The sequence below is a fragment of the Pseudomonas saxonica genome, from assembly GCF_007858365.1.
GTDB classification, from domain to species: domain Bacteria; phylum Pseudomonadota; class Gammaproteobacteria; order Pseudomonadales; family Pseudomonadaceae; genus Aquipseudomonas; species Aquipseudomonas saxonica.
This window is the reverse complement of the sequence record NZ_VFIO01000013.1, coordinates 24,869-47,842: the sequence shown is the minus strand read 5'-3', so window position 1 is coordinate 47,842 and position 22,974 is coordinate 24,869. Positions and strand designations below refer to the sequence as shown.

Annotated in this window: 19 protein-coding genes; 15 read left to right on the top strand and 4 right to left on the bottom strand. The window is 56.7% G+C overall.

All coding sequences use genetic code 11. The annotated features are described in order from the left end of the window. Positions 1-206: 206 nt before the first annotated feature. Both nirB and nirD read left to right on the top strand, forming a co-directional pair. Positions 207-2,759: a nitrite reductase large subunit NirB gene (gene nirB / locus FJD38_RS21850; protein ID WP_146387502.1), complete on the top strand. Its 2,553-nt coding sequence runs from the start codon at positions 207-209 to the stop codon at positions 2,757-2,759. Continuing rightward, complete coding sequence (gene nirD, locus FJD38_RS21845) at positions 2,759-3,118, top strand: nitrite reductase small subunit NirD (RefSeq protein ID WP_122785988.1); 360 nt, start codon at positions 2,759-2,761, stop codon at positions 3,116-3,118. Before nirB ends, nirD begins: the two co-directional genes overlap by 1 nt. Positions 3,119-3,284: 166 nt before the next feature. Here nirD and sodC read toward each other — a convergent pair whose 3' ends face one another. Beyond that, positions 3,285-3,806, bottom strand: a complete 522-nt coding sequence (sodC, locus tag FJD38_RS21840) for a superoxide dismutase family protein (RefSeq protein WP_146387500.1) — start codon at positions 3,804-3,806, stop codon at positions 3,285-3,287. A 251-nt stretch (positions 3,807-4,057) separates the two neighbouring features. Next, on the bottom strand, positions 4,058-4,969 hold the full coding sequence (locus tag FJD38_RS21835; RefSeq protein WP_146387498.1) for a LysR family transcriptional regulator: 912 nt from the start codon (positions 4,967-4,969) through the stop codon (positions 4,058-4,060). Positions 4,970-5,112: 143 nt separating this feature from the next. On the opposite strand from FJD38_RS21835, the gene FJD38_RS21830 reads away from it, so the two are divergent. From FJD38_RS21830 to FJD38_RS21780, 11 genes are all read left to right on the top strand, one after another. Beyond that, positions 5,113-5,940: an HTD2 family dehydratase gene (locus tag FJD38_RS21830; protein ID WP_146387496.1), complete on the top strand. Its 828-nt coding sequence runs from the start codon at positions 5,113-5,115 to the stop codon at positions 5,938-5,940. Between the two features lie 22 nt (positions 5,941-5,962). Further along, positions 5,963-7,126 (top strand): acyl-CoA dehydrogenase family protein, encoded by a 1,164-nt coding sequence (locus FJD38_RS21825; protein ID WP_146387494.1) that lies wholly within the window; start codon positions 5,963-5,965, stop codon positions 7,124-7,126. Between the two features lie 44 nt (positions 7,127-7,170). Beyond that, positions 7,171-7,563, top strand: a complete 393-nt coding sequence (locus FJD38_RS21820; protein WP_146387492.1) for a VOC family protein — start codon at positions 7,171-7,173, stop codon at positions 7,561-7,563. Then, complete coding sequence (locus tag FJD38_RS21815) at positions 7,560-8,942, top strand: MmgE/PrpD family protein (RefSeq protein ID WP_146387490.1); 1,383 nt, start codon at positions 7,560-7,562, stop codon at positions 8,940-8,942. The genes FJD38_RS21820 and FJD38_RS21815 overlap by 4 nt, the downstream gene beginning before the upstream one ends. Continuing rightward, the gene (locus tag FJD38_RS21810; protein ID WP_146387488.1) at positions 8,939-10,147 is read left to right on the top strand and encodes a CaiB/BaiF CoA transferase family protein; all 1,209 of its coding nucleotides are present in this window, start codon (positions 8,939-8,941) and stop codon (positions 10,145-10,147) included. The genes FJD38_RS21815 and FJD38_RS21810 overlap by 4 nt, the downstream gene beginning before the upstream one ends. A gap of 35 nt (positions 10,148-10,182) precedes the next feature. Continuing rightward, positions 10,183-11,010 (top strand): HpcH/HpaI aldolase/citrate lyase family protein, encoded by an 828-nt coding sequence (locus FJD38_RS21805; protein ID WP_146387486.1) that lies wholly within the window; start codon positions 10,183-10,185, stop codon positions 11,008-11,010. A 63-nt stretch (positions 11,011-11,073) separates the two neighbouring features. Beyond that, a complete protein-coding gene (locus FJD38_RS21800) occupies positions 11,074-12,066 on the top strand; it encodes a TRAP transporter substrate-binding protein (RefSeq protein WP_122785997.1) in 993 nt (330 codons plus the stop codon). 116 nt (positions 12,067-12,182) lie between these two features. Then, positions 12,183-12,821: a TRAP transporter small permease gene (locus tag FJD38_RS21795; protein ID WP_122785998.1), complete on the top strand. Its 639-nt coding sequence runs from the start codon at positions 12,183-12,185 to the stop codon at positions 12,819-12,821. Further along, on the top strand, positions 12,818-14,098 hold the full coding sequence (gene dctM, locus FJD38_RS21790) for a C4-dicarboxylate TRAP transporter large permease protein DctM (protein ID WP_146387484.1): 1,281 nt from the start codon (positions 12,818-12,820) through the stop codon (positions 14,096-14,098). The genes FJD38_RS21795 and dctM overlap by 4 nt, the downstream gene beginning before the upstream one ends. Before the next feature lie 281 nt (positions 14,099-14,379). Continuing rightward, a complete protein-coding gene (locus FJD38_RS21785) occupies positions 14,380-16,791 on the top strand; it encodes a glucose/quinate/shikimate family membrane-bound PQQ-dependent dehydrogenase (protein WP_122786000.1) in 2,412 nt (803 codons plus the stop codon). Between the two features lie 245 nt (positions 16,792-17,036). After that, positions 17,037-18,152 (top strand): aromatic ring-hydroxylating dioxygenase subunit alpha, encoded by a 1,116-nt coding sequence (locus FJD38_RS21780; protein WP_146387482.1) that lies wholly within the window; start codon positions 17,037-17,039, stop codon positions 18,150-18,152. A 253-nt stretch (positions 18,153-18,405) separates the two neighbouring features. Here FJD38_RS21780 and FJD38_RS21775 read toward each other — a convergent pair whose 3' ends face one another. Then, positions 18,406-18,912 (bottom strand): GNAT family N-acetyltransferase, encoded by a 507-nt coding sequence (locus FJD38_RS21775; protein ID WP_146387480.1) that lies wholly within the window; start codon positions 18,910-18,912, stop codon positions 18,406-18,408. Positions 18,913-19,340: 428 nt separating this feature from the next. On the opposite strand from FJD38_RS21775, the gene FJD38_RS21770 reads away from it, so the two are divergent. Then, positions 19,341-19,544, top strand: coding sequence for a hypothetical protein (locus FJD38_RS21770; RefSeq protein ID WP_146387478.1), 204 nt, complete (start codon positions 19,341-19,343; stop codon positions 19,542-19,544). A 2-nt stretch (positions 19,545-19,546) separates the two neighbouring features. On the opposite strand, the gene FJD38_RS21765 is transcribed toward FJD38_RS21770, so the two are convergent. Continuing rightward, positions 19,547-20,035 (bottom strand): hypothetical protein, encoded by a 489-nt coding sequence (locus tag FJD38_RS21765; RefSeq protein ID WP_146387476.1) that lies wholly within the window; start codon positions 20,033-20,035, stop codon positions 19,547-19,549. 463 nt (positions 20,036-20,498) lie between these two features. Between FJD38_RS21765 and FJD38_RS21760 the strand changes: the two genes are divergently transcribed. Further along, complete coding sequence (locus tag FJD38_RS21760) at positions 20,499-22,919, top strand: glucose/quinate/shikimate family membrane-bound PQQ-dependent dehydrogenase (protein WP_146387474.1); 2,421 nt, start codon at positions 20,499-20,501, stop codon at positions 22,917-22,919. The last annotated feature ends 55 nt before the right edge of the window (positions 22,920-22,974 follow it).

The following is a 22,974-nucleotide window of genomic DNA, read 5'->3' as shown; positions in this document are numbered from 1 at the left end:
TATACCTAAACAGCTCACTGCGACTGCGCACGTGAGACGCCCCGTCGATCAATGGCGATCGTGTTGGCCAACACAGGCCCGGGTGACAATGACTGCGACAGGCTCAAGGGCCGGCGGCACGAACAGGCAAAGGCGCCTGGAACCTTTTGGTTCCAGGCGTTTTTTTTTGCCTTCGAAAAAATGGAGCGGCTTTGGCGGGTGCACTTATGAACAGTAAATGGGCGACTGATATTCAACAACTGGTGGTTATTGGCAACGGTATGGTTGGCCATCACTTCGTGGAGCAACTGGTGGAACGCGGTGCTCTCGGCCGCTTTCAGATTCATGTGTTTAGCGAAGAGCCGCTGCGTGCTTATGACCGCGTGCATCTGTCCGAATACTTCGGCGGCCGTGATGCCGAATCTCTCGCCCTCGGCGAAGCAGCGCTGTACCAGACTCCAGGCGTAACCCTTCATTTGGGCGTACCTGTGCTGGAAATCGACCGTGCACGCCGTGAGGTGATCACCGCCAATGGCTGCGTGCCTTACGACCAGTTGGTCATGGCCACTGGCTCCTTCCCCTTTGTGCCGCCGATTGAAGGTGCTGTCGGCGATTCACGCTTGGTCTATCGCACCCTGGGCGATCTTGACACTATCCAGGCTGCGGCAAAAAATGCGCGCCGCGGCGTGGTGGTAGGTGGGGGATTGCTCGGGCTGGAAGCGGCCAATGCCCTCAAGTGTCTGGGGCTCGAAGCCCATGTGGTGGAGTTCGCATCGCGCCTGATGCCTGTGCAGCTGGATGACCATGGTGGGCAGGCGCTGAAGGCCCGTATCGAAGCATTGGGGGTGAGCGTGCATGTGTCTCGTGGCACCCAGTCAATCACCCCCGGCAGCGAGTATCGCTACCGTATGAACTTCGCCAATGACGAATTTCTGGAAACCGATCTGATCGTGTTCTCCGCCGGTATCCGCCCGCAAGACGCGCTGGCCCGGCAGTGTGAGTTGGAACTGGGTGTGCGCGGCGGTATCGCCATCGACAGCCAGTGCCGCAGCAGTGACACGAACATCTACGCCATTGGTGAATGCGCAGCGTGGAATGGCAGCATCTTTGGTTTGGTAGCGCCGGGTTATCAAATGGCTCGCAGCGTCGCCGCGCAATTATGCGGTGAAGAGGCAGAGCCTTTTATCGGCACCGATATGTCCACGAAACTAAAACTACTCGGCGTGGATGTCGGCTCCATCGGTGACGCACATGGCGCTATCGCTGGCTCGCGCAGCTACCGCTTTATCGACGAAGCCTGCGGCAGTTACCGTCGATTGGTGGTCTCTGCCGATGGCAAACAAGCCCTTGGCGCGATGTTAGTGGGCGACAACAGCTACTACGACACGCTGCTCCAGTACGTGCAAAACGGCCTCGCACTGCCGAACGATCCGTCGTCGCTGATTCTGCCTTTGAGTGACGCTGCTCCAGCTGTTGGCGTGGACGCGCTGCCTGCCACCGCCACCGTGTGCTCTTGCCATAACGTGAACAAGGGCGCGATCTGCTGCGCCATCGATGCTGGTTGCAGTGACCTCGCTGGCATCAAGGCACAGACTAAAGCGGGCACCGGTTGCGGTGGTTGTGCGGGCTTGCTCAAACAAGTTTTCGAACATGAACTGACTGCCCGTGGTGTCAGCGTCGACAAGAGCTTGTGCGAGCATTTCGCTTATACCCGCCAAGATCTGTATTCCTTGGTACGAGTGGAAGGCATCGAGTCATTTGACGAATTGCTGGCCCGCCACGGTAAAGGTCACCTGGGCTGCGTTATCTGCAAACCGGTCGTGGGCTCTATCCTTGCCTCATGCTGGAACCGGCAGATTCAAGAACCATGGCTGGTGCCGCTGCAAGACACTAACGACAGCTTTATGGCCAATATGCAGAAGAACGGCACCTACTCGGTGGTGCCGCGTATTCCTGCAGGAGAGATCACCCCGAACGGTCTCATCGCCATTGGCGCGGTAGCGAAGAAATACAACCTCTATACCAAGATCACCGGGGGCCAGCGCATCGACCTTTTTGGTGCGCAACTGCACGAATTGCCGGATATCTGGAGCGAACTGATCGTAGCCGGTTTCGAAACCGGCCACGCTTATGGTAAGTCGACTCGCACGGTGAAATCCTGCGTGGGCAGTACGTGGTGCCGTTACGGTGTACAGGACAGCGTGAAAATGGCGCTATTGATCGAGGACCGCTACAAGGGCCTGCGCTCGCCGCACAAGCTCAAGTTCGCCGTCTCCGGATGCGCCCGTGAGTGCGCCGAGGCTCAGAGCAAAGACGTTGGTGTCATCGCTACCGAAAAGGGCTGGAACCTCTACATCAGCGGCAACGGTGGTATGCGGCCACGGCACGCCGATCTGTTCGCTACTGACCTTGATAGCGAAACCCTAATCCGTTACATCGACCGCTTCCTGATGCTCTACATCCGCACCGCCGACAAACTGCAGCGCACTTCGGTATGGCGCGAAAGCCTGGAAGGAGGGTTGGATTACCTGAAAGCGGTAATCATCGACGATAGTTTGGGTTTAGGCGCCGAACTGGAGGCGCAGATGCAGTTGGTAGTCGATCGTTTCGAGTGCGAATGGGCAAACACCTTGCAGGACCCGGAAAAACTCAAACGTTTCCGCACCTTCGTCAACGACAAGGCAGGCGACCCGGACATTAACTTCGTCAAAGAACGCGGCCAAATTCGCCCGATCAGCGTCGAAGAACTCAACCTTATTCCTGTAGAGGAGATGATCTGATGAGCAGCCTAACCATGAACCAACAACTCTGGCGTCCAGCCTGCGGGTATGGCGATTTGGTCGCAAATTCCGGTGTGGTATCGCTCGTTGATGGGGTGCAGGTAGCGCTGTTCTATCTGCCCGCGCAAGAGGCTGGCAAACAGCTGTATGCCTTGGAAAATCGCGACCCTGTGTCTGGTGCGAACGTGATAGGGAGGGGGATTGTCGGCTGTTTGGCGGGGCAGTTGGTGATCGCTTCGCCACTGTATAAGCAGCACTACCGGCTGGGTGATGGCAGCTGTTTGGAGTTTCCTGAGCAGCCACTGCGCAGTTGGCCGGTCAGGATGGTGGGGGATTTGGTAGAGATTGATTTGGGGTGAGGTAACGTGGTGTCTCGTAGGTAAGGCCAAAGCCACCGGCGCTGACGGTGGCAGACATCAAGCTGGGAATTGCCATTTTGGCCTAAATGTCTGCCGTGCCGAAAGGTAGATCGATCAAGGCGATAGGCGCACAGGTTGCATGAGCGCCTGGATCTCCTTGTGGGAATCAGATCACGCCGCACGCCACACGGTCGCCACCACCGCCCAACGGCTTGGGCATATCCGAATGGTTATCACCACCGGCATGGATCATCAGCGCGTGGCCTTTGATCTCTGAGAGGCTCTTGAGCCGCGGAGCTAGCACCGGGTAGGTAGCCATGCCGTCGGCGGTGACGTACACCGCCGGTAAATCACCCAGGTGCCCGTCAGCATACGGCCCAAGATGCTTACCGGTTTTCTGCGGATCGAAATGCCCACCGGCTGCTAGCGCGGCACCTTTGACGCCATCCTTCACGCCTGGTTCGCAACTGCCGTTTTCGTGCACATGGAAACCATGCACTCCCACCGGCAGTGATTTTAGATTCGGCGTGAACAGCAGGCCATAGGGGGTTTCACTGATCGTTATCGAGCCGATGGCTTGAGGCGCACCGTCGGCGCTCACCAGATTCATGGGTACATCTTGAGTTGCCGCGTGGGCCGTACCCGCTACGAGGGTACCGATCAAACCAAACCACAGAGAGCGTTTCATAGTCGATTCCTGAATTGTATGAGCGATTTGTGAGAGGCGAACACTTGGGCTGTAAGCAATTAACTACTGATGAAGTGGCTCGTGACGACACACGATGACTCGTCAGCGTAAACATGAGAGTAGGTGGGCATTCAGAAGTTTTATATGAATGACGACCATTTGTTACGAGAGCCTTTAACGGCAGGTATCGCTGTACGCGTTTGACAAAAACCACGGGGAGCAGGGTGCTCCGGCGGATCAAAGGCCAACGTTCATTTTTTTGCTTGAACCGAACCTTGGTTTTGCGCCAATAAAATGTCGATCAAGGTACGGGTCACCTTCGGTAGTGCCTGTAAATCGCGCACCAGCACACTTCGCTCCCGTACGCGCCAGGGCTCGTCGAGCTCGATGACTGACAGGCCCATGGTTTGTTGATGTCGGCGTGCCGAAGACTCAGGAAGGATGGCCAGGCCCACACCCGCTTCAACCATCCGGCACATCGCTTCGAAACTGTAGACCTTGATGCGCATGTTCAGCGTATTGCCGTGCAGGGCTACCTGTTCACTCAAAAACCGCAGCAGGGTGGTGCCTTCGTGCAGGCCTATGTGCGGATAAGCCAGGGTTTCTGCCAGCTTGATCGATTTGCGCCGGGCCAGGGGATGATCGAGGGGCGTCACCAGTACCAGCTGGTCGGTACTGAAGTGTATGACCTGCAAGCTGTCGGCCTCGACCGGGCCGGCAATGATGCCCATGTCTGTAGAACCATCCATCACGCCACGCACGATGTCGCGACTCAATCGCTCCTGCAGGTCAACGGTTACCCCCGGACGCTCGGCGAGAAAACCGGCGAGGATTTCGGGCAAGAACTCAGTGGCCGCCGTGGTGTTGGCAAAGATCCTGATATGCCCTGAGGACTCGGTGCCGTACTCGGTGAACTCGCTTTTCATGTAGTCCACCTGGCGCATGATCACGCGCGCATGGTGCAAAAACAGTTCGCCCGCAGGCGTGAGCTCAACGCCCCGGCTGTCCCGGTAGAGCAGGCGGCTGGTGAGGTTTTCTTCAAGGCTTTTGATGCGGGCACTGGCCGCAGCCGGGGAAATGAATGCCTTGCGTGCACCCTGAGTCATGCTGGGGGATTCGGCAATATGGATAAACAGGCGCAGGTCGACGAGATCAAAGTGCATGGCTGATTTTCCTTGGGCATGAATGCAGCTGCAGAATTCCAGCGTTAACCAAAACCGAACGCCCCCTTACCGAAACGCAGATTCACAGATCGCTATGCTTTTGGCAATCATGTCCAAAATAACAAGCCACGGGGCAATCACCGATGAGCGATAACGCACTGTCCGCCTGGGTCGGGCGCACTGAAGAAATCCATGATCACCTGAGCCTGAACCTGGTCACCCGCATAGCGGCCACTCTGGGTGAGCAAGCGCCCCAGGCCGGTGAACCCTTGCCGGCGCTGTGGCAGTGGTGTTTCTTCCAGCCCGCGGTGCAAGGCAGCGGTTTGGGCGGCGATGGTCATCCTGCCCGCGGAGGCTTTCTGCCACCTGCCGACAACCGCAACCGCATGTGGGCCGGCGGCCGTATCGAGTTCCACGCGCCGCTCAAGGTGGACGCTCAAGCCACGCGGGTTTCGACCATTACCGATGTTCAGCAAAAGCACGGCAAGACCGGCTCACTATTGTTTGTCACCGTCCAGCATGACTACCTGCAGGACGGGCTATTGGCGATTCGTGAAGAGCAGGACATCGTTTACCGCGAACCCACCCCTCCCAAGCTCGCAAGCGGCGACCCGTTGCCCGAGGGCACCTGGCAGGAATCCGTCACGCCAACCCCCACTTTGTTGTTCCGCTACTCAGCCGTGACCTTCAATGGTCACCGCATCCATTACGACTGGCCCTACGCTACCGAAATCGAAGGCTACCCGGGGTTGGTGGTTCACGGCCCACTTATGGCCACGCTCAGTCTGCGCGCTTTCTGCCGAGCCAATCCTGCTGCACGCCTGCGGCGCTTCGCCTATCGCGGCGTTCGCCCGTTGATTGCGCCCCATCCCTTTGAGGTGAGCGGTCGTGTTTTGGCTGCGGGCAGGGCTGAGTTGTGGGTGGGCAATGCCGAGGGCGTGGCCCAGAAGGGCGAAGTGATCTTTGACTGAATAATGACAATAAGGATCTGCAATGAATCCGTATCTGAACGAAGACTACAACGCTATTCGCGAGGGTGTGCGCGCCCTGTGTGCCGAGTTCCCGGCGGAGTACTGGCGCAAGATTGACGAAGAAAAGGGCTTTCCCGAAGCGTTCGTTGGCGCCATGACAAAGGCTGGCTGGTTGTCGGCGATGATCCCCGAACAATACGGTGGCTCAGGCCTGGGGCTGGCAGAGGCTTCGGTGATCCTGGAAGAGGTCAACCACTGCGGCGGTAACTCCGGCACTGTGCATGGCCAGATGTACAACATGTTTACCTTGCTGCGCCACGGCAGTGAAGAGCAGAAAAACTACTACCTGCCCAAGCTTGCCAGCGGCGAGCTGCGCCTGCAGTCCATGGGCGTGACCGAGCCATCCACCGGTACCGACACCACCAAAATCAAGACCACTGCAGTGCGTCAGGGCGATGAGTACGTGATCAACGGCCAGAAGGTCTGGATCTCTCGGGTTCAGCACTCGGACCTGATGATCCTGCTGGCTCGCACTACACCCTTGGCGCAGGTGAAGAAAAAAGTCGATGGCATGTCGATCTTTCTGGTCGACTTGCGCGAAGCCATCGGTAATGGTCTGACCGTGCAGCCCATTGCCAACATGGTCAATCACGAAACCAACGAGCTGTTTTTCGACAACCTGAAAATCCCTGCCAGCAGCTTGATCGGTCAAGAGGGCAAGGGGTTTCGCTACATACTCGATGGGCTCAATGCCGAACGTACGCTGATCGCCGCCGAGTGCATTGGTGACGGCCGCTGGTTCAATGAGAAGTCCGCACAGTACGCCCGCGAGCGGGTGGTGTTCGGTCGCCCGATCGGACAGAACCAGGGTGTGCAGTTCCCGATTGCCGAAGCCCACATCGAGCTTGAAGCCGCCGATTTGATGCGCTGGCGTGCCTGCGAGGAGTACGACAGTGGGCGCAGCGCTGGCGCAGCGGCCAACATGGCCAAGTACCTGGCGGCTAAAGCCAGTTGGGAAGCGGCCAATGCGTGCCTGCAGACCCACGGCGGTTTCGGTTTTGCCAATGAGTACGACGTCGAGCGCAAGTTCCGCGAGACCCGTCTGTACCAGGTAGCGCCTATCTCCACCAACCTGATCCTGTCATACGTGGCCGAGCACCTGCTCGAACTGCCGCGTTCATTCTAGGTATTCATGCGGATTCACATCCGATGCCTTAACGGAGATTGCACATGCAGATCAGCCATCTCGACCATCTGGTACTGACGGTGCGCGATATACCCAAAAGTCTGGACTTCTACAGCCGTGTGCTGGGCATGCAACCGGTAGTGTTTGGTCAGGGGCGCCATGCCCTGTCGTTCGGCCAGCAGAAAATCAACCTGCACCAGGCAGGCGCCGAGTTCGAACCCAAGGCGACGCATCCGCTGCCGGGGTCAGCCGACCTGTGTTTCATCGTCAACGACCGACTGGACGACGTAATCGAGCACTTGCAAGCGCTTGGGGTGAGCATTCTGGAAGGTCCGGTCATGCGTACGGGGGCCCGAGGACCGATCCGCTCGATCTACTTGCTTGATCCGGACCTCAATTTGATCGAACTCTCGAATTCCATGGAGACCGCTTCATGAGCCAGCACACTCAAGCGCTCACTGAGTTTTTGGCCAGCCTGCACTACGAGCAGTTGCCTGAAGCCGTTATCAGCCGTACTGAAGATCTGTTTCTTGACTGGTTGGGCTCGGCCCTGGCCAGCCAGGGTTCACATCCGATCCCGTTGTTCGAGCGCTATGCGGCAATGATGGGCCCGGCCAGTGGCCCGGCCGCAATCCTGGTCAGCGGCAAGACCAGCTCCGCGTATTTCGCTGCGCTGGTTAACGGTGCCAGCTCGCACCTGGTGGAGCAAGACGACCTGCACAACAGCTCCGTGCTGCATCCGGCGACGGTAGTCTTTCCGGCAGTTCTGGCCGCTGCCCAGGACCTGGGTAAGTCCGGCCGCGAACTGATCGTTGCGGCAGTGGCCGGTTACGAAGCCGGTATTCGTATAGGTGAGTTTCTCGGCCGTTCGCACTACCGCATCTTTCACACCACGGCCACGGTCGGCACCCTGGCAGCAGCCGTTGGCGTGGGCAAGTTGATGGATTTCAATCAGGAGCAGTTCACCCATCTACTCGGCACTGCGGGCACCCAAGCGGCGGGGCTGTGGGAGTTTTTGCGCGATGCAGCAGATTCCAAACAGCTGCACACCGCCAAGGCGGCAGCGGACGGTCTGTTGGCCGCCTACCTGACCGCAGAAGGGCTGAGCGGCGCGAAAAACATTCTTGAGGGTGAGCAGGGCATGGCTGCCGGAATGTCCAGCGATGCCACCCCGGATTGCCTGTCTGACCGTCTGGGTAGCCGCTGGGCACTGATTGAAACTTCGTTCAAGTTTCACGCCTCGTGCCGTCACACGCACCCGGCGGCGGATGCCCTGCTGGCGGTGATGCAGCGCGAGAACCTGCGGGCCGAAGACATTGCCAGCGTGATCACGCGGGTCCATCAGGGAGCCATCGACGTGTTGGGCCGCGTGCAGGAGCCACAGACGGTCCACCAGGCCAAGTTCTCCATGGGGACAGTGCTAGGTCTGATCGCCGTTTACGGCAAGGCCGGATTGCCCGAGTTCCATCAGCATGCGCTGACCGACTCGCGCATTGGCGACCTGCGCAACAAGGTGCACATGGTACTCGACGAGCACGTCGACGCTGCCTATCCGCAGCGCTGGCTGGGCCGTGTTGAAGTGACCACGTTAAAGGGCCGGACGGTGTACGGCAGCATCGATGAACCCAAGGGCGACCCGGGCAATACCCTGAGACGCGCCGAGCTTGAAGACAAGTTTCGCCGCCTGCTGGCGTTCTCGGGTGCTTGCAACGATGAGCAGGCGACCGGACTTATCGAGCTGGTCTGGCACTTGCGCCATTTGGACGATATGGGCGTGCTGACCGGCGTCGCAACTTCTGCGAGGGCAGCATCATGAACGACACCACAACCAAGAAGCCCCGCCCACTGGACGGCATTACCGTTGTCAGCCTGGAGCACGCCATCGCGGCGCCGTTTTGCACCCGTCAACTGGCCGATCTGGGGGCGCGTGTGATCAAGATTGAACGCCCGGGCTCCGGTGACTTTGCCCGTGACTATGACGAGCGGGTCAATGGCCTGGCCTCACACTTCGTCTGGACCAACCGTTCCAAGGAAAGCCTGACCCTGAACGTCAAACAGCCGGACGCGGGAGAGGTGCTCGACAAGCTGCTGGCCACGGCAGATGTTTTGGTGCAGAACCTGGCGCCGGGAGCCGCCCAGCGCATGGGGCTGTCTTTTGAAGCCCTGCATGAACGCTTCCCCAGGTTGATCGTCTGCGATATTTCTGGCTACGGGGAGGGCGGGCCTTACGAGCAGAAAAAGGCCTACGACCTGTTGATCCAGAGCGAAGGCGGCTTTTTATCCGTTACCGGCGGGCCGGGCGAAAACGACATGGCCAAAGCCGGCTGCTCGATTGCCGATATTGCGGCGGGTATGTACGCCTACACCGGTGTGCTCTCGGCACTGCTGTTGCGTGACAAGACCGGGGAGGGCAGCCGCATTGATGTGTCGATGCTGGAAAGCCTGGTGGAGTGGATGAACTACCCGATGTATTACGCCTATGACGGTGCCGCCCCACCTCCGCGAGCCGGTGCCGCCCACGCCACAATCTACCCCTATGGGCCGTTTCCTGCGGGGGATGGTGGCACGGTGATGCTTGGCTTGCAGAACGAACGTGAATGGCAGCAGTTCTGCGACAAGGTGTTGCTACAGCCAGAATTGGCAGGCGATTTACGCTTTAATGCAAATGCGCGGCGTTCGCAAAACCGAGCTGAACTGCGGGCCATCATCGTTGAGGAATTTTCCCGCATGAGCGCCGATGAAGTCATCGCAAGGCTTGATGCGGCGTCGATTGCCAACGCCCATGTCAACGACATGGCAGGGGTTTGGGCACACCCGCAACTTCAGGCCCGTGACCGCTGGCGTGAGGTGGACAGTCCGGCTGGCAAGCTGCCAGCACTGCTGCCACCGGGTCGCAACGTCGCTTTTGAACCACGAATGGATGCCGTGCCGCACTTGGGCGAGCACACCGACAGCCTGCTCAATGAACTGGGCTACGGGGCAACGGACATCCAGCGTCTGCATCAACAAGGAGTGGTGTGAGGCTTGCGCCTCGCACCTCGGCACGGAGCACTTTCATGAACAAAACGACCATTCGTTCAGCGCTGTTTGTACCGGCCACCCGCCCCGAGCGGATTGCCAAGGCGCTGGAAAGCGGCGCCGATGCGGTCATCGTCGACCTTGAGGACGCCGTCGCAGAAAACCTCAAGGTCCAGGCTCGGGCCAATCTTGATGCCTTTCTTGATGCCAATCCACAGGCTCGGGTGCTGGTGCGTATCAATGCGCCGCAGCATGAGCAACAGGCGGCCGATCTGGACTTATGCCGTCGCCAGCCTGGTGTCGTGGCGGTCGTGCTGCCCAAGGCAGAAAGTGCAGCGCAGGTTGCGCTGGCTGCGGCGTGCGCCAAACCCGTTTGGCCAATCATCGAAAGTGCCAGGGGCTTGCTTGAGTTACCGGCCATTGCCCGGGCAGCCGGAATCGAGCGATTGACTTTCGGTGCACTGGATCTTGGTTTGGACATGGGCTTGAGCAGCACCAGCGCCGCAGCGCAGCGAATTTTCGATCAGGCCCGCTACGCCATTTTGCTGCACAGCCGACTGGTAGAGCTGGCGCCGCCACTGGACAGCGTATTTGCAGACATCAAAAACATCGAAGGCATGACCCAAATGGCGGCCGATGCCAGGGACATGGGGTTTGGCGGCCTGCTGTGCATCCACCCCAGTCAGGTTGCGCTGATACACGACACTTACATGCCCGGTCATGAAGAGCTGGACCGGGCGCGACGGATTCTGTCTGCAGTTGAGTCGGCTAACGGGGTTTTCGTGGTTGACGGGCAGATGGTCGATGCTCCGGTGATCGAACATGCACGGCGAATATTAAGGCGGGCCGGTTCTGCGTCAGCCTGATTCAAGCACCACTAAAGCAATACCCGGCACTACCAAACTTATAACAACAAGAGGTATGTACCCATGTTCAAGCACACCCTCAAGGCGTTGGTCTGCGCACTTCCGTTATTCGCAGGTTTTGCGAGCGCGGCCGATCCCATCAGCATCAAGTTCGCCCACGTTGTCGCCGAACACACCCCCAAGGGCCAGGGCGCGCTGATGTTCAAAAAGCTGGCCGAGGAGCGCCTGCCAGGGCAGGTCAAGGTCGAGGTTTATCCAAACTCTTCGCTGTTCGGTGACGGCAAGGAAATGGAAGCGTTGTTGCTGGGAGACGTGCAACTGCTGGCGCCGTCGCTGGCCAAGTTCGAGCACTACTCCAAACCGATCCAGATCTTTGATCTGCCATTCCTGTTCGACGACATCGATGCGGTCGACCGTTTTCAGCAGAGCCCGCAAGGTCAGGCCTTGCTCAAGTCCATGGAAGGCAAGGGCCTTACCGGTCTTGGTTATTGGCACAACGGCATGAAACAGTTGTCTGCCAACAAGGCCCTGCATGAACCCAAGGATGCTCGCGGCCTGAAATTCCGGGTACAGGCATCTGCCGTGCTGGATGAGCAGTTCAAAGCCTTGCGCGCCGCGCCGCGCAAGATGAGCTTTGCCGAGGTCTATCAGGGTTTGCAGACCGGCGTGGTCAATGGCACCGAAAACACCTGGTCGAACTACGAGAGCCAGAATGTGTATGAAGTGCAGAAGTTCTTCACTGAGTCCAATCATGGCGCCATCGATTACATGGTGATCACCAACACCAAGTTCTGGAACAGCCTGCCGCCGGAAATCCGCACCACGCTGGATGAGGTCATGGCCGAAGTCACGGTGGAGGTAAACAAACAGGCCGAGAAGCTGAATCAGGCCTCCCGTCAGAAGATTGCCGATTCCGGCAATAGCGAAATCATCACCCTTACCCCTGAGCAGCGCGAGATGTGGCGTGAAGCCATGCGCCCGGTGTGGAAAAAGTTCGAAGGCGCCATTGGTCCTGATGTGATCCAGGCCGCCGAACAGGCCAACAAAAGTAGCTAAGGCCCCGATTGCTGTTGGCGACTCCGTGCGGGGTCGTCAACGGTTACGTTAACGGCAGCCCTGACTTCATCGGTCCCACACGTCGCTTAGCGACCGCTCTATCAAGGGAGAAACCCATGCACGCAGTTGTTCGTGTCTGGAATCGCGCGGAAGAAATGCTGGTGGCGTTCCTGCTTGCAGGCATGACCCTGGTCACTTTCGCGTACGTGGTGTTCAACAACCTTTATGGCGTTTTCTACTTTCTAGGGGATTCGCTGCCCTTCGCCAACGACGCCATGCTCGGCATTGGCGACAAAATTCTATACATCGCCCAAGAGATGACCTGGAGCGTAGCGCTGACCAAGGCCATGTTTGGCTGGCTGATTTTTGTGGGGTTGGCCTGGGGCGTGCGGATTGGCGCGCACATTGGTGTCGACTTGCTGGTGCGCCAGTTCAATCCTGCCAACCAACGACGTGTGGCCATGCTTGCAGTGTTCATTTGCCTGGGCTACTGCGCCCTGATGGCGTATTCGAGTGAGCAGTGGGTGGCTACTTTGTATGAGGTTGGGACCAGCGCTGAAGACCTGGACCGGTTTGGCATTGCCCAATGGCAGATCGTAATGATCGTGCCCATCGGTTTTGCGCTGATGTTCGTGCGCTTCCTGCAGATTTTCATCCGTATCGTGCAAGGCAAACAGCAGGGGCTGGGCTTGCACAGTGAAGTGGATGACGCCGTCAAACTGGCGGAAAACGACCAGTCGGGGACCGAAAAATGACCATTGCCTTCCTTTTTGTCGCCCTGTTCGTGCTGATGTTTGTCGGTATTCCGGTGGCGATTTCCCTGGGGCTGTCCGGGGCCATGACCATCCTGTTCTTCAGTAACGACTCGGTTCGTTCCCTGGCGATCAAGCTGTTCGAAACCAGCGAGCATTACACGCTGCTGGCCATTCCTTTCTTTCTGTTGTCCGGCGCGTTCATGACCAGCGGTGGCGTAGCCCGTCGCCTGATCGACTTCGCCAACGCCTGCGTCGGTCATATCAAGGGTGGCCTGGCCATCGCAGCGATCCTTGCCTGCATGCTGTTTGCGGCATTGAGCGGTTCGTCGCCAGCCACAGTGGCAGCGGTCGGCTCGATCGTTATCGCCGGTATGGTGCGCTCTGGCTACAAGCAAGACTTTGCCGCCGGTATTGTGTGCAACGCGGGTACTCTGGGCATCCTGATTCCACCCTCGATTGTCATGGTGGTTTACGCCACCGCAACCGAAACCTCGGTCGGCAAGCTATTCATGGCGGGCGTCGTTCCGGGCCTGCTGCTGGGTCTTGTGTTGATGGTCACCATCTACATCATGGCCCGCGTGAAAGACATGCCCTCGTTGCCGCGGGCCTCGTTCAAGGAAATCATGACCGCAGGCCGTCGGGCCGGTTGGGGCCTGATGTTGATAGTGATCATCCTTGGCGGTATTTATTCGGGCATGTTCACACCCACCGAAGCCGCCGCCGTGGCCGCAGTCTATGCCGCTTTTGTGGCCATCTTCATCTACAAGGACATGACCGTTCGTGAATGCCCGAAGGTGATTATCGAAGCGGGCAAGCTGAGCGTGGTCCTGATGTTCATCATCGCCAACGCCATGCTGTTCGCCCACGTACTGACCACCGAGCAGATCCCGCAGTCGATCACTGCCTGGGTGGTCGAGCAGGGCTTTACGCCGATTGAATTCCTGCTGGTGGTCAATATCGTATTGCTGGTTGCGGGCACCTTTATGGAGCCGTCCGCGATCATCTTGATTCTTGCACCCATCCTGTTTCCGATCGCAATGCAACTGGGCATCGACCCGATCCACCTGGGCATCATCATGGTGGTGAATATGGAAATCGGACTGATCACACCACCAACCGGGCTCAATCTGTTTGTCACCTCAGCGGTCACGGGCATGCCGCTCACCCGCGTGGTGCGCGCGGTTTCGCCTTGGCTGATGGTGATGCTGGCCTTCCTGGTGCTGGTGACCTACGTGCCGTTTGTTTCCCTGGCGTTGCCGAACTGGTTGGGGATGTAATTACAACGCAGGGGGAGCGACCCAATCTGTGGCAGTTGATTGTTGAGCAACGTGATTTTCATTCGCGAAATGAGCAGTGCCCTCGAACACGGTGACCGAGAAAAAAGGAGGAGGGCGCCGCTGCATGCAGACGAAAAAATAGGTTGTCTCGTTTTCATGGGGCGGTACCTCGACAACACTGAGCCCCCGGCACTAGGCGCCAATGGTCTAATATTCACAACTTTTTGATCTGGGTAATATTGAGAGGGAGCTAACTGTATTAGGTTTTAGAGGAAAAATTTGTGAGTGCGCAAGCGCAAGGTTCAGGATTAAGAATTTTCACTGCAGTGATAACTGCCATTTTTTCGCTTGTTTTATTAATAGGCGGAATATGGCTGGCATCACTGGGTGGTTCTTTGTATTACATCATCGCCGGCATTGGGCTGCTCATTTGTGCAGTCTTGCTTTGGCGACGATCCGCAGCGGCGATCTGGCTTTACGGATTGCTGATGCTGGCGACCGTTCTATGGGGACTATGGGAGACCGGCTCGGATTTCTGGGCATTAGTGCCTCGCTTCGATATTCTCGGCGTGCTGGGCATCTGGCTGCTGATTCCGGCAGTGACGCGTGGTATTGATGCGCGTTTGAAAGCCAGCAAAGTGTTTTTGTCGGCCACCCTGGCTTTCGCGATCGCTGTGTTGGTCTACTCGATCTTCAACGACCCTCAGGAGATCAACGGCAGTCTGACTTCGGCCCAACCTGCGCAAGCCCAACCGGTTGACGGCATTGCCCCAGGCGACTGGCCTGCCTATGGCAGAAGCCAGGCAGGAACCCGTTATTCGCCACTTAGCCAGATCAACGACAGCAATGTGAAAGATCTGGAGGTCGCGTGGACTTTCCACACCGGTGAGTTCAAAACTGATAATGACTCGGGTGAAACCACTAACGAAGTGACGCCGATCAAGATCGGCGACAACATGTATATCTGCACTACCCACCAAAAACTGGTGGCGCTTGATCCAGCGACCGGCAAGGAAAAGTGGACATTTGATCCGCAACTCGTATCCGACCCTTCGTTTCAGCATCTGACTTGCCGTGGTGTTGCATATTACGACCAGGCCAACACGGAGGAATTTGCGACCAGCTTGAAAGACGTCGCTCCGGTCCAAACCAGTTGCCCTCGTAAAGTGCTGCTGCCGGTCAACGATGGTCGTCTGTTCGCAATCAATGCCGACAATGGCGAGCGCTGTTCAGACTTCGCTGAAAATGGCGAGCTAGACCTCAAAAAAATGCAGCCCTATACCTATCCGGGCGCTTTGATGCCGACGTCTCCACCCGTGGTGTCTGGCACAACGGTTGTGATTGCCGGCTCTACCACCGATAACTTTTCCGTACATGAGCCTTCTGGCGCGATTCGCGGTTACGACGTCAACACCGGCGCTCTGAAATGGGTGTTCGATACGGGCGCAGAAGATCCAAACGCAATTCCTGGCCCTGGCCAGACACTGGTCAACAACTCGCCTAACGCTTGGCCTCCACTGGCGTACGATGCCAAGATCGATATGGTCTACATCCCGACCGGCAACCCTACGCCAGACATCTGGGGCGGTAACCGTACCCCTGTGATGGAGCGTTATGCCAGTGCGATTGTGGCGTTGAATGCTTCAACCGGTAAGTTGGCGTGGAGCTTCCAGACTACCCACCATGACCTGTGGGATATGGATGTACCGGCGCAACCGACCTTGGCGGATGTGAAAACGCCGGCGGGTGACACCGTTCCTGCGGTGTATGTGCCTACTAAAGCGGGCAACATGTTCGTTTTCGATCGTCGTGACGGCAAGCCGATTGTACCTGTCACTGAAATGCCAGTGCCTGAGGGTGAAGCAGCTCCTGGTGACTGGGTCAGTCCGACACAGCCTCGTTCCGCACTGAACTTGACCCCGATTCAGACATTGACCGACAAGAACATGTGGGGCGCCACAATGTTTGACCAGTTGATGTGTCGAGTGATCTTCAAGCGGCTCAACTATAACGGCCAGTACACGCCTCCTTCGGAAAATGGCACGCTGGTTTTCCCAGGTAATCTGGGTGTATTTGAATGGGGCGGTATTTCCGTCAACTCTGATCGCCAGATAGCGCTAATGAATCCGATGGCGCTGCCTTTCGTATCCAAACTGATTCCACGTGGGCCTAATAACCCGCTGTGGCCTGAAGAAGGTGCGACCGGTTCTGGCACTGAAATGGGCATTCAACCTCAGTATGGCGTGCCGTATGGCGTTGAGATCAATGCATTTCTCTCGCCGCTGGGTCTGCCCTGCAAAGCGCCGGCATGGGGTTACGTTGCCGGTGTGGATCTGAAAACCCACGAGGTCGTGTGGCGTAAGCGTATTGGTACGGCGCGGGACAGCCTTAAGGGTATCCAGTTGCCGCCGATGAAGATTGGCGTGCCAATGTTGGGCGGCCCGATTTCGACTGCCGGCAACCTCATGTTTATCGCGGGCACTCAGGACAACTACCTGCGCGCCTATGACGTCACCAATGGCGATCTGCTTTGGCAGGCCCGTTTGCCAGCTGGTGGTCAGGCGACACCGATGACCTATGAGTCGAACGGTAAACAGTACGTTGTGATCATGGCCGGCGGCCATGGCTCGTTCGGTACGAAGATGGGCGACTCTCTGATCGCTTACGCGTTGCCCGATTCAAAAGGGAAATGATGTAGCCCCAATCTCTGCTAAAAACTAGAGACCTCTGAGCGGCCAGTTGTGTGAACCACAACTGGCCGCTTTGGGGTCTTTTTTATTGGCCTCACGATAATCTTCAGTAGCTGGTGTGAAGTCCCAGGGTGTTTCTGAATGGGCGCAAAAGGCGATGTTAAGTTTTTTCTCAGCCTGAGCAGGGGTTGGCCCATCATTCAGCTGTAACTATAGTCATGCCTACAACCTGACAGGGCGCACACCCCATGCTTACTAACCTCTGGTATGTCGTTCTCCCATCGTCACAGCTGACTGACGGACTGAAGCCAGTCCGATTACTTGGGCAACCTTTCGTAGCGTTCCGCGATGACGCGGGTGTTGCTCACTTGCTATCGGATGTTTGCGTGCATCGAGGCGGTTCGTTATCGGCTGGCATTAAGGTAGGCAACAGCGTGCAGTGCCCCTATCACGGCTGGCGGTTTGGGCCTGACGGCATCTGTACGCTCATTCCCGCGCAGCCAGACATGCGAATTCCGGCGAAAGCCCGGGTCGATGCGTACCCGACGTTGGAACGATACGGTTGGGTCTGGGCTTTTTTGGGTGACCTCCCCGAAGCGCAACGTCCGCCTTTACCCACGCTCGACTGGGTCGACGATCCTGCCATCCGAACAGTTGCCGGGCATTTTGACTGGGAGGCCAGTTGGGATCGAATTATCGAAAATGGCCTCGATTTCGCGCACGCATCTTTTGTACATGGCTCAACCTTCGGTGATCCGGATCATCCCGAGATTGACTCATTCGATGTCGAAAGCGATAGGTGGAGTGGCCGTGCGCAAATGCTCATGCGCAGGCCGGTACGCAAAGGTCTGCTGAGGCGCAAGTCATCAAGTGAGTTTGTCAGCGTGGTCACTGTTCCGGGTTTTCATTTGTCCGGCCCGTGTACAACGCTGGAACTCCAGTTACCGAACGGCTGGCGGATCTACATCGTCTCCGCGCATGTCCCGATTGACGCAAACCGCACACGAACCTGGTGGATGATGGGCAGAACGTTTCTGCGTTCGAGCCTGCTTGATCGCAAGTTCATTGGCAGCAACCTCCGTATTTTTGAACAAGATCATGACGTGCTAAAAAAAGTGCGTCCCGAGCGTGTACCGGACTCATTTCAGCAAGAGGTTTCGCTGAAGTCTGATGCACTGCAGATTGCCTTTCGCAAAAATGTACAAATACTTGAACAGCGCGGCTGGCGTATCGATGAAGAACGTCTTGCGCGAACGTTCACGGGACGAAAGGCTTGCGCAGTACCGTGCCCCGAACGCCGTAATGTTCGCGCTTGGGCGATTGAGCCTATTCCGTTAGTGGATATCACCCGCGAACACGAATGAATGTGCGCCAAGGCCATTTGGGCTTTTTCCACGAACTCTCATAGGCGGAAATTGGGAATAAGGAAAAAGAGGAGGAGGGTGAAGCGTATTCTTGCACTGGTATTAATGAACCCATAAAGGCAGCCGGCAGATTTCTCAATCAGGGGCAGGGTAGCTAAACCTGGCGGAGCCTATTTTAACGCGAGGAAGTGCCTACAACGCCCAACGCGTTTCAGCGGTAAGCGTCCGGTTAACACACATTACTTAGAAAACTTCAATCAGGGGCAAACCAAGCCATAGTGATATCGGCAATAAAAGTGCCGTCTGGCAGGAGAATTCGTTTTTCTAACCGTCCTTCCTCAACAAATCCAAATTTTTCGTAAAGGCGCCGAGCATGCGAATTAGTTTCACGCACACGTAGCTCGATCTTAAGCAGGCCGGGCCGGGCTCTGGCCCATTCCAGAAGCACCGTCATCAGTGCTTGGCCCACACCTTGCCCGAGATTGTTGGGGTGCACAACGATAGTCAGGCTATATACGTGGGCGAGTGACTCAAGCCTATTAGGCTCCAGTAGCGCATGACCAACCACCAAGCCGCTTCGCTCTGCGACCACGTACAAACCCTCACGAGTTAATACGTCGATTTTTTCCTCAAAGGATTTGCTGCTGAATTCACTCGGACGGGATATCAGCAGCCCAGGCGTCCGAGCGGTTTCGCGTTCAGCGTTGCACAGCAGAACTGCATCTGTGATCGACGCGTTCCTAATGGCTAGATCGTTCACCCCGCACCTCCTGATTAGCGGTAGGTCATGTCAATGTTTTAGGTGGAGAAGTTGCGCTCAGTCTGTTGAGAGTTGTCCACGCTATCAAAGGTTGCTTGGTTCCAGAGGGACGAGAAAAACCTGTAAGACCCAACTTGATTTCGTCAAAGCCGCCAAGAGTCGGGGGCGCATGAGGTGGTCGCAGTCTGAGACAAGGTGTTATCTGATAGTAGTTAGCGATCAGAAAATGCCAAGCAAGGAGCAAGCATTTGAAACCGTGTAGGGTTAAGGTTCGCCAGTGGGTGAAAAAGCAACGCTTACGGATAATCCATTATTTAACATAATATACATTATGCGAACCTTCGTATTGGGGCGTCAGGGTCAGTGGAGGCTGCTTTTCAACAGGCAGACAGGCATTATCGACCTCTGACCATCTTGGGATCAAGATCATGAACCCTGCACCAGGTACTGAAAACCAATGCTGGACTGTGGCCTGCCAAGACGCTGCCGATGGCACTGGCGACATGATCGTACCGTTGCCCGATGATCTGCTCAGCGAAGTCGGCCTTGTCATTGGTGACACGCTGACTGTTGAGAAACAGCCTGACGGTTCGTTAACGCTGACGAAAACGTCTCAAGTCACTCACGATTAAATTTACCGACGCGTCATTTCATCCAGCACCTTGTCCAAGTGTGGCGCGAGCTTCAACACATCGAGGTCGATAGCTTGAACGGAATTACCTTCATATGGATATCGAGTGCCAACGAATAACTTCGAAGACGCCGTGATCCATTTTTCCAGTTGAAAGCCTGGAGCCAATCGCTCAGAGGTTTCACGAAGATGGTTGGCCAGCTCCATGGGAATCGCGTTGTATAGATCGATCAAACCGTGCCTATTTCCGGGCAAGCCAGCGATCAAACGTAGATGCCCCTCAGGATCATATTCGCTTCTTGGGAAACTAGGATCAGCCTCTACAAGGAATGATTTAAGAAGCAGCTCCGAAGCGAGCGCTGAGTTCATAACTGCTGGCCAATACAGAGCTGTATCACCATCAGAGGCTGTTTTCTCTAAGATCTGCGCAGCCCTCAAAAAAGCCCGTGCTTCCTCGATAACCCAAGTGCTTGGCAAAGGCTCAAAGTCCATGTTTCCTTGCTCCTAATCTCAAAAATAAGCAGTCTACCTGTAAGTGAGAATACGCAGGAGCGAGGAGTAAAGGCTTCAATCCTTGGCGATTTTGCAGTATGTTGCCCTTTTGATATTCTATTCGGCTATAACTATACTAAATGTCTGTTTAGTTTAGTTATATTTGAGGCCCGCAATTCAGGTTATCCGATGCATAGTGGCGAGCCTCGGGCATCTCCGCACCCACGTGTACCAGTCACCCTATTTTTACCTGTTGAACACTGACAATTTGTCGCAGGGCTGGGTTTTTGATAGAGTCGCAAAACTAACTGTTTAGTACATAGCTAAATGTGCCTGCCGGTCTTCGCTTTGAGCCTTTGGCTTCAGGCGTTGCCTATGACCTCCAGATGCCGCAGTTCGCTATAGCTGAAGGGCTCTCGCCCTCCTCCCTCACCGTTTTTTTGCTTCAGTAGGGTCCCGCCACATGAATAAGTCACAACCTTCGGCCTCTGTCAGCCGCTGGCCCGTTTGGGTCGCCGCCTTCGGTGTGCTGGTCTTCGGATTACTCTTTGTAGCCGGTGGCGGTTATCTCGCCACGCTGGGCGGTAGCCTCTATTTTCTGTTAGCCGGCATTGGGATGATTGTTTCATCCGTTCTGCTGTTCAAGCAGCGTCTGCTGGGTGCATGGCTATTTGCAGCGGTCATGATCGCCTCCATTGTCTGGGCCCTGCTGGATGCAGGCCTGGTCTTCTGGCCGCTGGTTTCGCGGCTGTTCGCATTAGCTGTGCTTAGCCTTGTCGTCGCTCTGGTCTACCCGACATTACGCAAAGCCAACGGTCAAACCGGTAACGGTGGTTACGCTCTAAGTGCGGTGCTGGCCGTGGCCATTGCTGCGGGTTTCTGGGGCATGTTTCAGCCTCACGCTTCGGTGTCGCCGACCGGTGATGGCCCGGGTCTTACCAAGGTTGACCCGGCTAAGGCCCAGAAGAACTGGGAGCATTACGGTAATGATGAAGGCGGCAGCCGCTTCGCTGCACTGGATCAGATCAACCGTGACAACGTTTCCAAACTGGTTCCAGCCTGGACTTACCACACCGGCGACGTCGCAATCAGTGATGGCAATGGCGCTGAAGATCAGATGACGCCACTGCAAGTGGGCGACAAGGTGTTTATCTGCACCCCGCACAACAACCTGATCGCACTGGATGCCGATACCGGTAAAGAGCTGTGGAAGAACAACGTCAATGCCAAGTCAGCGGTATGGCAGCGTTGCCGTGGGCTGGCTTATTTTGATGCAAGCGCGCCGATTGCTCAGCCAACCGATGGCAGCACGCCGGCCGTAGCGGTCTCGGTTGAGCCAGGTGCAGCTTGTCAGCGTCGTCTTTTGACCAACACCATCGATGCACGTCTGATCGCAGTCGATGCTGACACCGGCAAGTTCTGTGAAGATTTCGGCAACCATGGTCAGGTGGATCTAAAGGCTGGCTTGGGCAATGTGCCGGATTCTTTCTACCAGCTGTCGTCTGCACCGCTGATGGCGGGTACCACAGTGGTGGTTGGCGGCCGTGTGGCCGATAACGTTCAGACCGATATGCCGGGCGGCGTTATTCGCGGGTTTGACGTAATCACTGGCGCGATGCGCTGGGCATTTGATCCGGGTAATCCGCAAGACAAACAAGCTCCTGCTGAGGGTCAGACTTACGTTCGCAGCACGCCCAACAGCTGGGCGCCGATGTCTTATGACCCGCTGATGAACACGATTTTCCTGCCTATGGGCAGCTCGTCTACCGATATTTACGGGGTGGAACGTACTGATCTGAACCACAAGTACGGCGCTTCGGTGTTGGCACTCAACGCCACTACGGGTGATGAAAAGTGGGTGTATCAGACTGTCCACAATGATTTGTGGGACTTTGACCTGCCTATGCAGCCGAGCCTGATCGACTTCGCCAAGCCTGACGGCAGCAAGGTGCCGGCGCTCGTCATTGGTACCAAGGCCGGTCAGATTTATGTTCTGGATCGCCACACTGGCCAGCCGTTGACACAAGTTGAAGAAGTTCCGGTCAAAGCGTCCAACATCCCGAACGAACCTTACTCGCCGACTCAGCCGAAATCGGTCGGTATGCCGCAGATTGGCGCTCAAACCCTGACTGAATCGGATATGTGGGGCGCTACTCCGTTCGATCAGATGCTGTGCCGAATCTCGTTCAAGAAAATGCGTTACGACGGTTTGTACACCGCACCGGGTACCGATGTGTCCTTGAGTTTCCCGGGGTCGCTGGGCGGTATGAACTGGGGCAGTCTGTCGACCGATCCGGTGCACGGCTTTATCTTCGTCAACGATATGCGTCTGGGCCTGTGGGTACAGATGGTGCCTCAGCAAAAAAATGCCATCGCCAACTCCGGTGGTGAGGCCTTGAACACGGGCATGGGCGCTGTACCGCTCAAAGGCACACCTTATGCTGTGAACAAGAACCGCTTTCTGTCGATCGCCGGCATTCCTTGCCAGGCACCGCCCTTCGGCACGCTGACGGCTATCGACATGAAAACCCAGAAAGTTGCGTGGCAAGTACCGGTTGGCACCGTACAGGACACCGGCCCTCTGGGGATCAAAATGGGCCTGCAACTGCCGATCGGTATGCCAACTCTGGGCGGCACGCTGTCGACTCAAGGCGGTTTGATCTTTATCGCCGGCACGCAGGATTATTACTTGCGTGCGTTTAACTCGGCCAATGGTCAAGAGGCATGGAAAGCACGCCTGCCCGTTGGTAGCCAAGGTGGCCCGATGACGTTTGTGTCGCCTAAAACAGGCAAGCAATACATTGTCATCACCGCGGGTGGCGCTCGCCAGTCCGCTGATCGCGGTGATTACGTGATCGCTTACGCACTGCCTGATAAAGAGTAAATTTAACGCAAAAAAAAAGACCCGCTGATTGAGCGGGTCTTTTTTTGGGTGGTTG

Coding starts and splice junctions, on each gene's coding strand:
- FJD38_RS21820 (WP_146387492.1), top strand. CDS start 7,171: ATGCAGATCAGCCATCTCGACCATCTGGTACTGACGGTGCGCGATATA.
- FJD38_RS21830 (WP_146387496.1), top strand. CDS start 5,113: ATGAGCGATAACGCACTGTCCGCCTGGGTCGGGCGCACTGAAGAAATC.
- dctM (WP_146387484.1), top strand. CDS start 12,818: ATGACCATTGCCTTCCTTTTTGTCGCCCTGTTCGTGCTGATGTTTGTC.
- FJD38_RS21805 (WP_146387486.1), top strand. CDS start 10,183: ATGAACAAAACGACCATTCGTTCAGCGCTGTTTGTACCGGCCACCCGC.
- FJD38_RS21815 (WP_146387490.1), top strand. CDS start 7,560: ATGAGCCAGCACACTCAAGCGCTCACTGAGTTTTTGGCCAGCCTGCAC.
- sodC (WP_146387500.1), bottom strand. CDS start 3,806: ATGAAACGCTCTCTGTGGTTTGGTTTGATCGGTACCCTCGTAGCGGGT.
- FJD38_RS21810 (WP_146387488.1), top strand. CDS start 8,939: ATGAACGACACCACAACCAAGAAGCCCCGCCCACTGGACGGCATTACC.
- FJD38_RS21765 (WP_146387476.1), bottom strand. CDS start 20,035: ATGGACTTTGAGCCTTTGCCAAGCACTTGGGTTATCGAGGAAGCACGG.
- FJD38_RS21825 (WP_146387494.1), top strand. CDS start 5,963: ATGAATCCGTATCTGAACGAAGACTACAACGCTATTCGCGAGGGTGTG.
- FJD38_RS21795 (WP_122785998.1), top strand. CDS start 12,183: ATGCACGCAGTTGTTCGTGTCTGGAATCGCGCGGAAGAAATGCTGGTG.
- FJD38_RS21835 (WP_146387498.1), bottom strand. CDS start 4,969: ATGCACTTTGATCTCGTCGACCTGCGCCTGTTTATCCATATTGCCGAA.
- FJD38_RS21760 (WP_146387474.1), top strand. CDS start 20,499: ATGAATAAGTCACAACCTTCGGCCTCTGTCAGCCGCTGGCCCGTTTGG.
- FJD38_RS21800 (WP_122785997.1), top strand. CDS start 11,074: ATGTTCAAGCACACCCTCAAGGCGTTGGTCTGCGCACTTCCGTTATTC.
- FJD38_RS21780 (WP_146387482.1), top strand. CDS start 17,037: ATGCTTACTAACCTCTGGTATGTCGTTCTCCCATCGTCACAGCTGACT.
- nirB (WP_146387502.1), top strand. CDS start 207: ATGAACAGTAAATGGGCGACTGATATTCAACAACTGGTGGTTATTGGC.
- FJD38_RS21770 (WP_146387478.1), top strand. CDS start 19,341: ATGAACCCTGCACCAGGTACTGAAAACCAATGCTGGACTGTGGCCTGC.
- nirD (WP_122785988.1), top strand. CDS start 2,759: ATGAGCAGCCTAACCATGAACCAACAACTCTGGCGTCCAGCCTGCGGG.